Origin of the sequence: Niveibacterium terrae, from assembly GCF_048213115.1 — a bacterium.
GTDB classification, from domain to species: Bacteria; Pseudomonadota; Gammaproteobacteria; order Burkholderiales; family Rhodocyclaceae; genus Niveibacterium; species Niveibacterium terrae.
In genome coordinates this window covers 3,244,994-3,259,529 of record NZ_CP172404.1, presented here as the reverse complement: position 1 = coordinate 3,259,529, position 14,536 = coordinate 3,244,994, and the positions used below count along the sequence as shown (strand labels likewise).

16 protein-coding genes are annotated in these 14,536 nt (G+C 66.3%); 8 read left to right on the top strand and 8 right to left on the bottom strand.

From position 1 onward, the window contains the following. Window positions 1-89: 89 nt before the first annotated feature. From ACHFB9_RS15125 to mshL, 8 genes are read right to left on the bottom strand one after another with little or no spacing between them, the layout of a single operon-like run. The gene (locus tag ACHFB9_RS15125; RefSeq protein WP_417071444.1) at window positions 90-737 is read right to left on the bottom strand and encodes a hypothetical protein; all 648 of its coding nucleotides are present in this window, start codon (window positions 735-737) and stop codon (window positions 90-92) included. A 20-nt stretch (window positions 738-757) separates the two neighbouring features. Continuing rightward, window positions 758-1,777: a hypothetical protein gene (locus ACHFB9_RS15120; RefSeq protein WP_417068243.1), complete on the bottom strand. Its 1,020-nt coding sequence runs from the start codon at window positions 1,775-1,777 to the stop codon at window positions 758-760. Continuing rightward, window positions 1,774-2,109 carry a hypothetical protein gene (locus ACHFB9_RS15115; RefSeq protein WP_417068242.1) on the bottom strand — a complete coding sequence of 112 codons (336 nt, stop codon included), beginning with the start codon at window positions 2,107-2,109 and terminating at the stop codon, window positions 1,774-1,776. The genes ACHFB9_RS15120 and ACHFB9_RS15115 overlap by 4 nt, the downstream gene beginning before the upstream one ends. Further along, window positions 2,106-2,681 (bottom strand): hypothetical protein, encoded by a 576-nt coding sequence (locus ACHFB9_RS15110; protein ID WP_417068241.1) that lies wholly within the window; start codon window positions 2,679-2,681, stop codon window positions 2,106-2,108. The genes ACHFB9_RS15115 and ACHFB9_RS15110 overlap by 4 nt, the downstream gene beginning before the upstream one ends. Beyond that, complete coding sequence (locus ACHFB9_RS15105) at window positions 2,678-4,105, bottom strand: hypothetical protein (protein WP_417068239.1); 1,428 nt, start codon at window positions 4,103-4,105, stop codon at window positions 2,678-2,680. The genes ACHFB9_RS15110 and ACHFB9_RS15105 overlap by 4 nt, the downstream gene beginning before the upstream one ends. After that, window positions 4,102-5,307: a type II secretion system F family protein gene (locus tag ACHFB9_RS15100; RefSeq protein ID WP_417068238.1), complete on the bottom strand. Its 1,206-nt coding sequence runs from the start codon at window positions 5,305-5,307 to the stop codon at window positions 4,102-4,104. The genes ACHFB9_RS15105 and ACHFB9_RS15100 overlap by 4 nt, the downstream gene beginning before the upstream one ends. 2 nt (window positions 5,308-5,309) lie before the next feature. Further along, window positions 5,310-7,022, bottom strand: a complete 1,713-nt coding sequence (locus ACHFB9_RS15095) for a GspE/PulE family protein (protein ID WP_417068237.1) — start codon at window positions 7,020-7,022, stop codon at window positions 5,310-5,312. A gap of 12 nt (window positions 7,023-7,034) precedes the next feature. Continuing rightward, a complete protein-coding gene (gene mshL / locus ACHFB9_RS15090) occupies window positions 7,035-8,846 on the bottom strand; it encodes a pilus (MSHA type) biogenesis protein MshL (protein ID WP_417068235.1) in 1,812 nt (603 codons plus the stop codon). A 206-nt stretch (window positions 8,847-9,052) separates the two neighbouring features. On the opposite strand from mshL, the gene ACHFB9_RS15085 reads away from it, so the two are divergent. The 8 genes from ACHFB9_RS15085 to ACHFB9_RS15050 all read left to right on the top strand — a co-directional run bounded on the left by ACHFB9_RS15085 (window position 9,053) and on the right by ACHFB9_RS15050 (window position 14,529). Continuing rightward, complete coding sequence (locus ACHFB9_RS15085) at window positions 9,053-9,856, top strand: ABC transporter ATP-binding protein (protein WP_417068233.1); 804 nt, start codon at window positions 9,053-9,055, stop codon at window positions 9,854-9,856. Continuing rightward, complete coding sequence (mlaE, locus tag ACHFB9_RS15080) at window positions 9,853-10,656, top strand: lipid asymmetry maintenance ABC transporter permease subunit MlaE (RefSeq protein WP_417068232.1); 804 nt, start codon at window positions 9,853-9,855, stop codon at window positions 10,654-10,656. Before ACHFB9_RS15085 ends, mlaE begins: the two co-directional genes overlap by 4 nt. A gap of 68 nt (window positions 10,657-10,724) precedes the next feature. Then, window positions 10,725-11,198, top strand: coding sequence for an outer membrane lipid asymmetry maintenance protein MlaD (gene mlaD, locus ACHFB9_RS15075; protein ID WP_417068231.1), 474 nt, complete (start codon window positions 10,725-10,727; stop codon window positions 11,196-11,198). Next, window positions 11,195-11,959, top strand: a complete 765-nt coding sequence (locus ACHFB9_RS15070; RefSeq protein ID WP_417068229.1) for a VacJ family lipoprotein — start codon at window positions 11,195-11,197, stop codon at window positions 11,957-11,959. The genes mlaD and ACHFB9_RS15070 overlap by 4 nt, the downstream gene beginning before the upstream one ends. Further along, a complete protein-coding gene (locus tag ACHFB9_RS15065) occupies window positions 11,959-12,585 on the top strand; it encodes an MlaC/ttg2D family ABC transporter substrate-binding protein (RefSeq protein WP_417068228.1) in 627 nt (208 codons plus the stop codon). The genes ACHFB9_RS15070 and ACHFB9_RS15065 overlap by 1 nt, the downstream gene beginning before the upstream one ends. Beyond that, a complete protein-coding gene (locus ACHFB9_RS15060; protein ID WP_417068227.1) occupies window positions 12,582-12,887 on the top strand; it encodes an STAS domain-containing protein in 306 nt (101 codons plus the stop codon). Before ACHFB9_RS15065 ends, ACHFB9_RS15060 begins: the two co-directional genes overlap by 4 nt. Next, a complete protein-coding gene (locus tag ACHFB9_RS15055; RefSeq protein ID WP_417068226.1) occupies window positions 12,884-13,777 on the top strand; it encodes an ABC transporter ATP-binding protein in 894 nt (297 codons plus the stop codon). Before ACHFB9_RS15060 ends, ACHFB9_RS15055 begins: the two co-directional genes overlap by 4 nt. Further along, on the top strand, window positions 13,774-14,529 hold the full coding sequence (locus tag ACHFB9_RS15050) for an ABC transporter permease (protein ID WP_417068224.1): 756 nt from the start codon (window positions 13,774-13,776) through the stop codon (window positions 14,527-14,529). Before ACHFB9_RS15055 ends, ACHFB9_RS15050 begins: the two co-directional genes overlap by 4 nt. The last annotated feature ends 7 nt before the right edge of the window (window positions 14,530-14,536 follow it).

Genomic DNA, 14,536 nt, shown 5'->3' with positions numbered 1-14,536 from the left:
CTTTTCTGCGGGAAATTGCGCGCATTTTCGGGCCGAAACAGGGCTTCGCATCTGTGTTTTCCCTTTCGGTTACCGCCGTGCGTTCGCGTTCAGGGAAGGCGGCCCGAACTGATCATTCGGCCGAACAGCACATAGCGCGAAATCCAGATCATCTGGTCATCGAACTCTTCGCCGGGACGGGCGACTTCGGGCTTGGCGATCAACACGCCTGGCGCCGACAAGGGCGAGTTGCGGGCCTCGTCCGCGCTCGCGCCTTCATCCCGAAGCGCAGCTCCGTCGGGGGAGGTCGCGAAGCGGGCGTTCGCACCCAGCGACCAGATCGCCGCGGCGACGGCGCCTGCGCTGGCCTGGGCACGGCCTGCGCCATCGCGAATCTGCACGTTTCCTTCCGCGGCAAGCCCCCGCTGGGCGCCCGACGCGAGTCCTGGCACGCCGAAGCCGGGCGTCATCTGGTAGGCGAGGCGGTGATTCCAGCCGTCGAGCGCGCGCAGACCCAGGCTCTGCCAGGGGAGCAGGCCGCGGCCCTTGGTGCAGCCCGCGCTGTCCCGCTCGCCTTCCTCTCCTTCTCCCGGCCCGCCGCCTTTGGCCGGGCAGGGCAGTCGGCCATTCACGGCCGCGAAACCGAGCAGGGCTTCGCGCGCTTCTTCGAGCGCATAGCGGGTCTCGGCGAGCTGGCGCTGTTCGAGCTGGGTGCGCAGGCTCAGAACCAGCCCGGCCGAGAGCAGGGCCACGATCACCAGCGAGACGGCCAGCTCGATCAGCGTGAAGCCCGAGTCAGGTGGGGCGCTTCGTCCGGCGTGGCTGTGAGCTGCCAGCCGGCGAGGCTCAGTTTCGCCCGGTTTACCCCTTCGGCCTGGTAGAGGATGTAGGAAGTCCATGAGTTGAAACATAGCCATTCAATCGCGAAATTCCCTGCCACCTCAAAGCGGGTACAGCCGCGCCGCGTCGAGAAGGGAAGGGCGGAGGGGAAGGCGTTGCGCGTTGCCGCGGAAGTGAAGTCGATGATCGGGTGCCCGTCCGGTCCGGGGCCGAACTCCTCGCTCCGATGGCCGTTCGCGAAGAGCTTGCGCAAGCCCGACGCGGGAGCCTCTCCGGCTCCGGCGAACTCGATCAGAACGCGCGGCGCGACGGAGTCGAAGAGGCGATTTGCGGTGATCGCGAGCAGCCTGTCGTTGAAGCTGGAGCGCTCAGGCTCCGAGACGAAGGAGCGAAGCCCGACCCGGGCTTCGATGAAGTCGGCGGCGGCCCCTCCGCGACAGGGATCTGCGCTGCCCGTTCTCATCTGCCCTTCCAGCGCTCGTCCCGGCGCGATCAGCACCGCGATGACCGGCTGTGCGGCCATGCCCGCCTCGGCGAGGCTCAGCTCGCCAGCGAAGGCCGGGTTCAGCGCGGGCTGGGTGCCGCCGCGCGAGTCGGCCTTCAGCGCGCTGCGCGCGCCGGGGGAGAGCGCATACCAGAGGCATTCCCCGGCGCCATCGCGGGGCGGTGCGATGCCGACGGTCTTCCAGGGAAAGCGGCCGAGCAGGCTGAGCGGGCCGCAGGAGTCGGAGGCGCCGTCGTTGTCGAGATCGGGGCAGAGCAGCGCGCCCGGCGAGCTGTCTTCCCAGACCGCATGCTGGATCAGCGCCTCGCGGGCTTGTCTCAGCGCGATCTCTGTTCTCTGGCTGGTGCGGTGCTGCAGGGATCCCGGGCTGCGCGAAGCCCACAGCGCGAGCGCGGTGATCGCGATCAGAAGGCCGATCAGAAGACCGGGAAGCGCGAAGCCGCGGCTCTTCATCTGAGCCGCCCCGTCGTGCCGACCCGGATTTCGACGCTGCGCCCCGACTCCGTGCGTATCCTGATCCTGTCCGTGCCTATCGATATCCCCTTTTGGGCGCCCCGGAGCGCCTCGCCGTCCAGCCATATCGTGCTCGCGCCGTCGCTCGAGCGCAGGATGCCGTCCAGCTTTCGCACGCGGGGCGGCATCGGCGCGGGGCCTTCGGGACCCGCATCGATGCGGGCGCGCTGTTCGGCGCTGTAGAAGAGCCGGCCCAGGGGCGGATCCGCTTCGTCCCGGGCCGCGGCGGCCGCGGACAAGACCATCAGCCAGAGAAGGATTTGCTTTTTCATCGGGAGCCAGATCCTTTTTGCGGCGGGGCGGGTGCCAGGTCCAGCGTGAGCCAGTCCAGATCGCACTCTGCCGTGATATTGGGTGTCTGACCGGTCTGGCGCTGCAGCGTGCAGCGGCGCGGCAGCACGATCGCACCGGTCTGGAGGGCGGCGATCAGGCGCAGGAACTCTCCTTCGTGGCGCAGGCGGGTTTTGATCTTCAGCGGGGTCGCGCAGAGCGCCGGGGCGCTCTGGCGGGAGGGGGGCGCGAATTCACCGGCGAACTCGGCGAGGTTCAGCTTGCGCTGGATCCGGGCGAGCTGTTGCGCCCATTCGGGGCGCGTCCCCGCGCCCAGGGCTGCGCGTCGGCCCAGTTCGGCGATGCGTGACTGCGCGCGGAGCAGAGCGGTTTTCTCGTCCTGGACCGCCTGCAGACGGGCGTCGATCTTCTGGCGGGAAGCGCTGGCCTGATCCAGCGCGCTCTGCGCCTGATCCCTGCGGGCTTGGGACCACAGCGCGGCTGCCGTGCCCGATGCGGCCAGCAGCGCGGCAAGGCTCAGAGCCCGGATCATCCGGAAGCGGCTTCGTTTCATCTTGCCTCCCCCGGGTAGCGGGCGCGCAGCGAGAATCGGTCCGCCGTCGAATCGACGGACGAAGCCGGTTTCAGCACGTCGACCTCGCTTGCGCCGCTCTCGCGCAGGCTTGCGATCAAATCCTCGACGGCGGTCAGCTTGCCCGCATCGCGGCTGGCCGCTGCGTCGAGGTCGGCGCTCAGGAGCAGCTCGCTGCCGCGTCCCGGCAGCAGAGTCCAGCTGAGCTTTTCCAGCGATATGTCGCGGTGACGATCGAGCGCATGGCTCGCGCGCAGCAGGCTGGCCGCGAGTTCCCCGGTCCGCGCTTCGTTCCGAGCCAGGCTGGAGAGTGCGGCCTGCAGCGCTGCGGGCGGAAACGGGGAGCGGTCCAGCGAAGCGAGCTCGCCCGCGAGGCGTTGCTCGAGCGCCCTTGTGCCGGGCTCCTGTGCTTCTGCCGCGTCGGCGAGCCGCTCGGTGTCGTTCAGGTTATTCGCGGTAAAAGCGAGGCCGCCGGCGAACACCGCGAAACCGATGGCCAGGGCGGCCCGGCGGAGCTGATGTTCGCGAAAGCCCGCCCTGTCGGTTTCGGGGGCGAACTGGGGGCCGCGCGAGCTCCGTGCCGCCTCGCGCAGCAGCAGCGGCAGCGCGTTCGCTTCCGTTGCGGCGGGCAGGCCCGCGGCCCGGAAGCCTTCGGCGAGATCCACGCCGATGTAGTGCAGGGTTTCGTCGTCGGCGCAGACCAGATTCAGCGCTTGCAGATCGCTGTGCGTCGCGAGCAGCGCGACCGGGAGGACTTCCCGGCGCGTCAGCGCGTGTTGGGCAGCGAGGTATTGCTGGGTCTTGCGCACTTCGTAGGGCAGGCGGGGAATCCAGTCCTCGCCGTTGGCCAGAGTCGCGAGGCGGGAGAAGCGCAGTCGCCCTTGCTCAAAAAAAGTCTGACGGATTCCGGCCGGGGTCAGGCAGACCAGCAACAGGCGAGGCGCGTCGCGCAGAGCGCGGGGCCGCAGCGCAGCGACGAGCTGAGCGCTCGTCAGCAGGGCGACGAGGCAAGCCTCGGCGGCCCTGAGAGTGCGCAGCCAGTCCTCGAGCTGCGCGCTGCGGGACAGCGCGGCGAGGAGGATGCGCTCGCCGCGCTCCCCTTGCCGTTCGCGCCCCAGGCCGATCGCGCAGCAAAAGGGGGTGCCTTCGGCGAACTGTTCGAGCTTGCGCGCGATCATCGCGCGCCGGTCGGCGCGGCTCGCCCGCGGAAGGGTTTCGAGCTGGAAGGCTTCGTCGACGACATCGGCGAGCAGCGTGAAGCGCTCGTCGCGGTGGCCTTCCAGCCAGGCCGAAAAGTCGTGTTGTCCCGTCTCGTTCGCCGGGAAACGGGGGCCGGCAGAGAGTCTGCCCCGTCGCCAGAACCAGGCGCGGAGGCTCTCCGCTTCGAGATAGAGGAGGACGCTCATGGCAGGTTCATCCGCGTGACGATGTCGTAGATCGGGCCGAGCAGCGAGATCATGACCCAACCCAGCAGCGCGCCCAGCGTCAGGGTCAGCGCGGGTTCGATCATGACCTGGAGCCGGGCGATCGCGTCGCGCGCATCGCGCATGTAGAAGGCGCTGACATTGGCGAGCGCGCGGTCGAGATCTCCGGTGCTCTCGCCGATGCTGAGCATCCGCACGAGCAGCGGGGGGAAGAGCCCCTGCTCGGAGAAGGCCGAGCTGAGCGTGCTTCCCTGGGCGATCCTGTCCTCGACCCGCTCGAGCGCGCCCCGCACTGCGCGGTTCCCGGCCGCTTCCCGCGCCGAGGCGAGTGCGGTGACGACAGGGATCCCGGATGCGTACATCGTCGCGAGCAGCGAAGTGATGCGGGCGAGCAGGATGTTGCGGGCGATGCGTCCGAAAACCGGCAAGACGAGCTTGGCCCGGTCGAAGCAGAGCCGGGCTCCCGGCAGTTTTGTGATGACGAGCTTCGCCGCCGCGAGCGATGCGACGAGGGCCAGCAGCAGCCAGTGCCCCTGATGGATCAGCGCATTCGACAGACCGATCAGGATCTTCGTATTGAGCGGCAGGCTCTGTCCGGTCGACAGGAAGAGCCGGGAGAGTTCGGGGACAACCCAGATCATCGCGACCGTGACCGCGGCGAGGATCACGGTCAGCACGATGGCCGGGTAGATCGCGAGGCGGAGGATGAAGCCGGCGAGTTCGTCCTCGCGGCGGAGCGCTTCGGTGAGGCGGGCGAGCGCATCGGGAAGGGTACCGCTCTGTTCGGCCGCGCGGATCAGCGCGCAGGACACTTCGCTGAACGCGAGCGGATGCTCGCTCATCGCCTGGGACAGGGTTTGCCCGCCTTCAATGCCTTCGACGAGCGCCGCAATGGTCTCGCGCAGGCGGGGGTGACGGGTCGAGTCGCGCAGGTCGCGGAGCGCTTCGAGGAGGGGGACTCCGGCCCGGGTCAGCTCTTCGAGGTGGAAGCCGAAGTGGATCAGCTCGCGCCGGGGAATGCGCCAGCCCGCCCACAGCGCATGGGGGCGGCTCTCCTCGCCATTGATGAAGACGAGATCGAGCCGGCTGAGCCTTTGCTCCAGATCGCTCAGGTTGCGCGCCTGCAGGCTGCCACTGATTCTCTGCCCGCCGCGGGTGACGGCGCGATAGCGGAAGCTCGTCACGGTCAGCCCATCCTGTCGGTCAGGTCGACGACGCGGGCAAGTTCCGCCAGCGAAGTCGTGCCGTCGAGAACCCGCCGGATGCCGTCTTCGGCGAGCGTCCGGAAGCCCTTGTCCCGCGCAGCGCGGAGCAGCTCGTTCGGTGTCGCATGACGGGCCACCCGCTCGTCGAGATCCCTGTCCATCCGGACGATTTCAGTGATCGTCGTGCGACCGCGAAAGCCCTGGAAGGCGCAGTGGGGGCAGCCGACCGGATCGAAGATCGCTGCGGGCGCCTCCTCGCGGGGGAGGCCAAGCAGGCGCAGTTCGGATGCCTCGGGGGCTCGCGGGCGGCGACAGTCGGGGCAGAGCCGGCGCACGAGGCGCTGGCCCAGCATGCCGATCAGGTTCCCGGCCAGGATGTCTGGCTGCATGCCCAGATCGATCAGCCTGGGGATCACGCCCAGCGCCGAGTTCGTGTGCAAGGTCGAGTAGACCTGGTGGCCGGTCATCGCGGCGCGGAACGCCATGACCGCGGTTTCGGTGTCGCGGATCTCGCCGACCAGGATCACGTCCGGATCCTGCCTCATCATCGCGCGCACGCCTGCCGCGAAGTCGAGCTTGCTCGCTTCCGAGATCGAGGTCTGGCGGATCAGACTGGTCGGGTATTCGACCGGATCCTCCAGGGTCATGATGTTCAGGCTCTCGTTGCTCAGATGGTTCAGGATCGAGTACAGCGTCGTCGTCTTGCCGCTGCCGGTTGGCCCGGTCGTCAGGATCAGGCCCTCGGGGCGAGCGATCATCCGCTTGAGCAGTTCGAGCTGCTCGCCGGTCAAGCCCAGACCGGCGAGAGGGACGATACCCTTGTGGCGGTCGAGGACGCGCAGCACGATGTTTTCGCCGTGCAGCGTCGGGTGGACCGAAACCCGGAAGTCGATCGCTCGCCCGTTGATGACCACCGAGATCCTTCCGTCCTGGGGCGCCCGGGTTTCGGCGATGTTCAGGCTCGCCATCACCTTGAGCCTGACGGCCATCGCCGCCCAGCAGGAGCGGTGCAGCGCGCGGATTTGGCGCAGAAGCCCGTCGATCCGGTAGCGGATGCGCAGATGGCTCGCTTCCGGTTCGAAGTGAATGTCGGACGCTTCGCGCTTGACCGCGTCGGCGAGCAGCGCATCGACGAGGCGGACGACCGGCTGGCTGTACTCGTCGCCGGAGCGGGCCAGATCGCTGACATCGACTTCGCCGGTCTCGATCTCGCGCAGGATGCCGTCTATCGACAGCTCGTGGCCGTAGTGCTGTTCGATCGCGCGGAGAATCTCCGACTCTCCGGCGAGCACGGTCTCTATCGTCGTCTCGTCGCCGAGCAGGCTTTGCAGTCTGTCCTGGGCGACGATGTCGTCGGGGTCGGCAAGCGCGATGCTGAGGATCTTCCGTTCGGCATCGAAGGACAGGGGCAGAAGCCGGTAGCGTCGGGCGATCTCCTTGGGCACCCGGTTCAGTGCGAGCGGATCGATGATCGCGCGCGCCAGATCGACCGATGCCTTGCCCAGGGTGCGGGACAGCGCTTCGCGCAGCGTCTCCTCGGTGACAAAGCCCAGCTCGACCAGCAGCTTGCCGAGCGCCTGCTGGCTGCGCCCCTGTTCGATCAGCGCAATCCTCAGCTGGTCTTCGCTGATCAGCCCCTGGGCGATCAGCTCCTGTCCGAGCTGAGGGCGCTCGTGTGCAAGGGTGGCGGCCATGATCGCGATCGCTCAGTTCGATCCGGACGGATTCACGGCATCGAGCGGACCCGGAGTGCGGAAGAAATCCGCTCCGGGAAGGGTGCCGCGCGGCGCCACCTGGCCGACGATCGTCGGCCTCAGCAGGATCACCAGCTCGCTCTTGCGCCGGGTGTCGTTGCGGTTCTGGAAGAGCAGACCGATCAGCGGCAGGCGGGACAGCAAGGGAACGGTGTCGCGGGAGAGATCGATCGCATCCTCCATCAAGCCGCCCATGATCGCGATGTTGCCGTTCTCAATCCTGAGCACCGATTCGATTTCGCGCGCCCTGACCACCGGGATCGTGTTCGTGATGCCCAGCGGGCGAAGCATCGGATTCGGATCGACAGCCTGACCGACGATGCGCGACAGGCTGGGGCGCACGTTCAGGATCACGGCCGAACCCTCGCCGATCTGCGGCGTCACGCTCAGCACGAGGCCGATCGGCACCGTGTGGACGGTTGTCGTATACGTCGTCAGGTCGTTCTGGGTGGCGCTGTTCGCCCGCTGGACATTGGTCTGGATCGTGAAATAGACCGAGTTGTCGACGACCTTGAGCACCGCGGTCTGATTGTTCAGCACCGAGATCTTCGGGCTGGACAGCACTTTGACGGTGCCGAAGGATTCGAGCAGTTTGATGCTGCCCGAGAAGCTGCCACCGCTCGACGTGTAGCCGATCTGGATCAGCGAGGACGGGGGGGGAGCGATGTTGCCCTGCGCGCTCTGGGCCAGCGTGAAGCCGGTGCCGGCCAGGCTGATCCTGGCCCAGTCGATTCCCTGCTGATAGTTTTCGGACAGGTCGACTTCGGCGATCGTCGCCTCGATCAGGACCTGGCGGCGGGCGCTGTCCTGGACTCGGGTGAGGAAGTCGCCCACTTTCTCGTGTTGACGACTCGTCGCGCGGATCGAGATCACGCCGGTCTCCGGATTGGCGATCACCGATGCGGCTTCCCGGTAACGGCTCGGCGCGTTGGCGGCGGCGTCCTGCCGGGCGCTGCGCTCGACGAGCAGCGCTTCCTGGCTGGTCTGCGCGTAGCAGCGCTGCATCGCCTCGACGTCCTTCGGAAAGAGCTTGCGGCAGCGATCGAGCAGGTATTTGTCGAGCGCCAGCGCGACGCTGTTGGCGGGGGCCGATTCCGGGGTTTCGGCTTTGGGTTGAGGCGGCTCGGGGCTACGATCGGTTTCGCGCAGCAGTTCGCGCAGGTTCTGGATCAGGGTCTCCCAGAAGCGGTTGCGGGCACTGTCCTCGATCCGCGCGCTGGAGTTGCTGCCGCCGGCAAGCCCTGTTCCGCCGCTCGCCAGCGCGAGCGAGGTTTGCCCTCCCAGCTCGCTGGACACGGCGACGATCGCATTCGCGTCGCGGTTCATGTTCAGGTAATCGACCTTGTAGAGCTTGAGTTCCGGAATGTCGGGCATCACGATCAAGCTGCCATCGCGTATCTCCCAGCGCATCTCTATCTGCTGCGCGATCCGCTCGAGGAGCTGGGGCAGCGTCTGGTCGAGCGCATTGAGCGTGAGTGTCCCGGCGATCGCCGGGTGGACGTCGAGGTTGATCTGCGCATCACGCGCCAGCGCGAAGAGCAGCTCCCGGGCATCCAGGCCGTGCGCGACGATCGAGAAACGCGCCGCTTTCGGGGGCGGGAGGGGACGAGACTGCGTGGGCGGGGCGAGCTGCACGACCGGAGGTGCGACCGGATGGCTTGCTTCGGCAGAGGGGGTCAGGTGCGCGCGCGTATCGGGTTGTACCGGATGGGCGACGCAAGCGCAGAGCAACGCAAGAAGAAGTGTCTGAACGTGAGCTCTCATCGCCGGCCTCTCGGTGGCTATGACTATGGGATTAATCCTAGATCCCGGGGGGGCTGACGCAAGCGTGATTCCGGGGGACGGATCTCTTCGGCGCTGTAACGGGGTTGGTGTTTCTTGTGAGCAGATGTTGTGCGGCTGGTACGTTAAGAAAACCCAAGGGTAGGCTCTGATAAAATCCGTCGCCCCTTCTCTCTGACAAATTTCCTGTGTCCGCCAATATCGTCGAAATCCGCGATGTGAGCTTCTCCTACGGGGGCCGGCAAGTGCTGAGCGGCGTGAATCTGACGATTCCGCGCGGCAAGGTCGTCGCGATCATGGGCGGGAGCGGTTCGGGCAAGACGACGCTGCTGTCGCTGATGGGCGGTCAGCTCAAGCCGCAGGCGGGCACGGTGTCGGTCGATGGCCGCGATGTCGCGTCGCTCGGGCACGACGCGCTCTACGCGTTGCGCCGGCGCATGGGCATGTTGTTCCAGTTCGGCGCGCTGTTCACGGACCTGTCGGTCTTCGACAACGTCGCGTTCCCGCTGCGCGAGCACACGGGCCTGCCCGAGGAGCTGATCCGCGATCTGGTGCTGATGAAGCTGCACGCGGTGGGCTTGCGCGGGGCGGCGGCGCTGCGCCCCTCCGAACTCTCGGGCGGCATGGCGCGGCGTGTCGCGCTGGCGCGGGCGACCGCGCTGGACCCGATGCTGATGATGTACGACGAGCCGTTCGCGGGTCTGGATCCGATCTCGCTGGGCGTGATCGGCCAGCTGATCCGCCGGCTCAACGACGCGCTGGGTGCGGCCTCGGTGCTGGTCACGCACGACGTGTTCGAATCGCTGGCGATCGTCGATTACGTCTACTTCATCGGGGAAGGCAAAGTGGTCGCCGAAGGCACGCCGGACGAGATCCGCGCCTCGACCGATCCGTATGTGCATCAGTTCGTGCATTCGGAAGCCGACGGCCCGGTGCGGTTTCACTATCCCGCGCCTCCTTACCGGGATGCGCTGCTGGGAGGGCGGGCATGAGCGGACGTTTCGATTTTGGCGCGGGCGCGCTGACCCGGCTGGGCGCCTGGGCCGTGGACGGAGTCTGGCGGGTCGGTTTCGCGACCCGTTTCCTCGGCATGCTGCTGGTTTATTCGGGGCAGAGCCTGAGGCGCTTCCGGGCGCTGACGATGCGCGAGATCTACATGAGCGGCGTGCTCTCGCTGTTGATCATCGGCGTCTCGGGCCTCTTCGTCGGGTTGGTGCTGGGCCTGCAGGGCTACGAGACGCTGCAGCGCTACGGTTCGAGCGAGGCGCTGGGCGTGCTGGTGTCGCTGTCGCTGGTGCGCGAGCTGGGGCCGGTCGTTGCGGCGCTCTTGTTCGCGAGTCGGGCCGGCACCGCGGTGACTGCCGAGATCGGGCTGATGAAGACGACCGAGCAGCTCAAGGCGATGGACATGATGGCGGTCAATCCGCTGGCGCGGGTCATCGCGCCGCGCTTCTGGGGCGGGGTGATCTCGATGCCGCTGCTGGCGGCGCTGTTCTCGGCGATGGGCGTGTTCGGCGGCTGGCTGATCGGCGTCGTGCTGATCGGCGTCGATAACGGCGCGTTCTGGTCGCAGATGCAGAGTTCGGTGGATTTTCGCTACGACGTGCTCAACGGCGTGATCAAGAGCGGCGTGTTCGGCGTCGCGGTCGCGCTGATCTCGGTGTTCGAAGGCTGGGACTGCGTGCCGACCGCCGAGGGGATCTCGCGCGCGATCACGCGCACCGTGGTCAGTTCGTCGCTGGCGATCCTCGGGCTCGACTTCGTGCTGACCTCGTTCATGTTCCGGGGCTAGCGCGCGCGGAAGGTTTTCGCGCTCCGGCGAGGGCCGGGGCGGGTTTCAATTTTGATGGGGTTTGAACGATGAATCGTTCCAGAATCGACCTGGGGGTCGGCATTTTCGTGGCCATAGGCATCGTGGCGCTGCTGTTCCTGGCGCTCAAGGTGGGCAACCTGGGCGGCGAGAAGTTGCGCGATACCTATGAGCTGACCGCGAACTTTGACAACATCGGCGGTCTGAAGGCGAGGGCGCCGGTCAAGGCCTCGGGCGTGCTGGTCGGGCGGGTCACCGAGATCCACTACGACCGCGAGAAGTTCCAGGCCAAAGTGGTGCTGAAGGTGGATGGGCGCTATCGTTTCCCGAAGGACACCTTCGCGACGATCAACACCTCGGGCCTGCTCGGCGAGCAGTACGTCGGGCTGGAGCCGGGTGGCGACGAGAAGGATCTGGCGCCGGGCGAGACGATCACGAAGACGCAGTCTGCGGTCGTGCTCGAGAAGCTGATCAGCCGCTTCATGTTCGACAAGGCCGCCGAAGGGGGAGGGGAGAGCAAATGAAAAAAACGAGTCTTGCCGCCGGGGCGATCGCTCTCGTTGTTCTTGCTGCAAACGCGAAGGCCGACGAGCGCGATCCTTTCGAGAGCTTCAACCGCAGCGTCTACTCCTTCAACGACAAGCTGGACCGCTACGCGCTCAAACCCGCCGCGCAAGGCTATGTCGCGGCGGTTCCGCTGCCGGCGCGGGTCGCGTTCTCGAATTTCGTCGGCAATTTCGGCGATGTGCCCAATGCGATGAACAACCTGCTGCAGGGCAAGTTCAGCGCCGCGGCGAGCGATGTCGGCCGCGTCCTGCTCAATTCGACTCTGGGGGTGCTCGGTTTTGTCGATGTCGCCTCGGAGGTCGGACTCGAGAAGCACAACAAGGATTTCGGCCAGACACTTGGCTACTGGGGACTCAAATCGGGCCCCTTCCTGATGTTGCCGCTGCTGGGGCCGAGCACGGTGCGCGACGCGGCGGCTCTGCCGGTCGACTATCTGTCCTCTCCCCGCTCCTATGTGATCAAAAGCGTGCCGGCGCGCAACTCGATTTCCGGCGTCGCGGTCATCGATATCCGGGCGGGGCTGCTCGGTACCGACCAGACCTTCGATGAAGCGGCTCTTGATAAATACAGCTTCTTGCGCAACTTCTATCTGCAAAGACGTCAAAGTCTGATCTACGACGGTGCGCCGCCTCCAGAGAAGAAGGACGACTCCGACTCTGCGCAGTCCGATACGCCGTCCTCTACTGAACCCGAAGAACCGAAGAAAGAGGTCCATTGATGTTTCGTTCTCTGTTTGCCCGTTTCCTGGCCGTCCTGCTGCTCGCCACGAGCCTCCCCGCGCTTGCCGAGGAAGCGCCCGATGCGCAGATCAAGCGCGTGTCCGATGAAGTCCTGACCATCGTCCGCCAGGACAAGTCGATCCAGGCCGGAGACACCAAGAAGACTCTCGATCTGATCGATGCGAAGGTGCTGCCGAACTTCGACTTCACCCGGATGACCTCGCTGGCCCTGGGCCGCGACTGGCGCTCAGCCACCCCGGCCCAGCGCGCCGCGCTGACCGCCGAGTTCCGCACCCTGCTGGTGCGCAGCTATGCGAACGCACTGACCAAGTTCAAGGACTACCAAATCGCGGTCAAGCCCCTCAAGCTCGCGGCTGGCGACAGCGACGTCGTCGTGCGGACCACGGTGCGCAAGGCCGGTTCCTCTCCCGATACCGTCGACTACAGCCTGGAGAAGAAGGACGGGCAGTGGAAGGTCTACGATGTCGCGGTCGCCGGGGTCAGCCTGATCACCAGCTATCGGGACAGTTTCGGCCAGGAAGTGAAGGCGCACGGAGTCGATGGTCTGCTCGCGTCGCTGAAGACCAAGAACGCCCAGAACGCGGCCGGGAATTCGAAGAAATGATCGTCGAGGACGGGGAACGGCTGCGCATCCAGGGCCCGATCACGATGGAGTCCGTCGGCGATCTGCTCGATGCCGGCCGCGCTTTGTGCGGAGGAACCGATTGCGTCACCGGCCGTATCCTCGACCTGTCCGAAGCCGATCCGGTCGACTCGGCCGCGCTGGCTCTGGTTCTCGCGTGGATGAGGGAGGTCGAGAGTCGCGGCGGGGTCGTGCGGATAGACGGCATCTCCGGACAGCTGCGCTCGCTCGCCGCGCTGTACGACATCGCGGATCTGCTGCCGATCGGGGACGCTGCCGCATGAGTGCGGCGATATCGGTCGAGGCCGCCGTCAAACGTTATGGCTCGCTCGAAGCTCTGGGCGGAGTCGATCTCGAAGTCCGGCAGGGCGACTTCTTCGGCCTGCTGGGGCCCAACGGGGCCGGAAAGACGACGCTGATCTCGGCCCTTGCCGGGCTGCTCCGTCTCTCTTCGGGCCATATCCGGATCATGGGCCGCGACGTCGTCGCCGATTACCGTGAGGCGCGTCGCCAGGTCGGCATCGTGCCCCAGGAGATCGTGTTCGATCCCTTCTTCTCGGTCCGCGAAGTGCTGAAGATCCAGTCCGGCTATTTCGGGCTGCGCCACAACGACGACTGGATCGACGAGCTGCTGTTCCGCCTCGATCTGTCGGCCAAGGCCGACGCGAACATGCGCCAGCTCTCGGGGGGCATGAAGAGGCGGGTTCTGGTCGCTCAGGCGCTCGTCCACAGGCCTCCGGTCATCGTGCTCGACGAGCCGACCGCCGGCGTCGATGTCGAGCTGCGTCAGGGGTTGTGGACTTTCGTCCGCGAACTCAACGAGGCGGGGCACACGATCGTGCTGACGACCCACTACCTCGAAGAAGCGCAGAGCCTGTGCAACCGGATCGCGATGCTGAAGGCCGGCCGCATCGTCGCGCTCGACGATACCGCGAACCTGCTGCGTGCGGTCGAAGGCCTGACGATGAAGGTCAAAGTCGAAGGCGAGCTGCCGCCCGGGCTTGAACCCGCCGGTCGCGAAGGTCAGTACTGGGTCTGGTCGGCCGACTCTCACGAAGCGCTGGTCGAACGCCTCGTCGCGCTGCGCGCGGCGGGCGTGCGAATCGTCGATTTCGAGCTCGGTCAGCCCGATCTTGAACAGGTATTCGTCGAAGTGATGCGGAGCGCGACGTGATCGGATTTCAGACCCTGCTCTACAAGGAAGTGCTGCGCTTCTGGAAGGTCGGCTTCCAGACCGTCGCCGCGCCGGTGCTCTCGTCCGTCCTCTATCTGCTGATCTTCTCGCACGCCTTCGATCGCCATGTCACGGTCTATGGAATGGTCAGCTATACGGCTTTCCTGATCCCCGGCCTGGTCATGATGTCGCTGCTGCAGAACGCGTTTGCGAACACCTCATCGTCGCTGATCCAGAGCAAGGTGACCGGCAACATCGTCTTCGTGCTTCTGCCGCCGATTTCCTACCGCGAGTTCTTTCTCGCCTATGTGCTTGCCGGCATCGTGCGCGGCCTCGTCGTCGGCGCCGGAGTCTGGCTCGCCTCGCTGTTCTTCGTCTGCGCGCCGCCGGTCTCGCCGGTCTGGATCCTGGTCTTCGCGCTGCTCGGCGGTGCGATCCTGGCGAGCCTGGGCGTGATCGCCGGCATCTGGGCCGAGAAGTTCGACCAGCTCGCCGGCTTCCAGAATTTCCTGATCATGCCGCTGACGATGCTGTCCGGAGTCTTCTACTCGGTTCATTCCCTGCCATTTTTTTGGCAGAAACTCTCGCATCTGAACCCGTTTTTCTACATGATTGATGGTTTCCGCTTTGGCTTCTTCGGGGTTTCCGACATTTCCCCGTGGTTGAGCCTGGCGGTTGTGTCCTTTTTCCTCGTCCTCCTGGCGGCTCTGGCCTTGCGAATTCTCGCTTCGGGCTACAAGCTGCGCGGCTAAGAGAGAG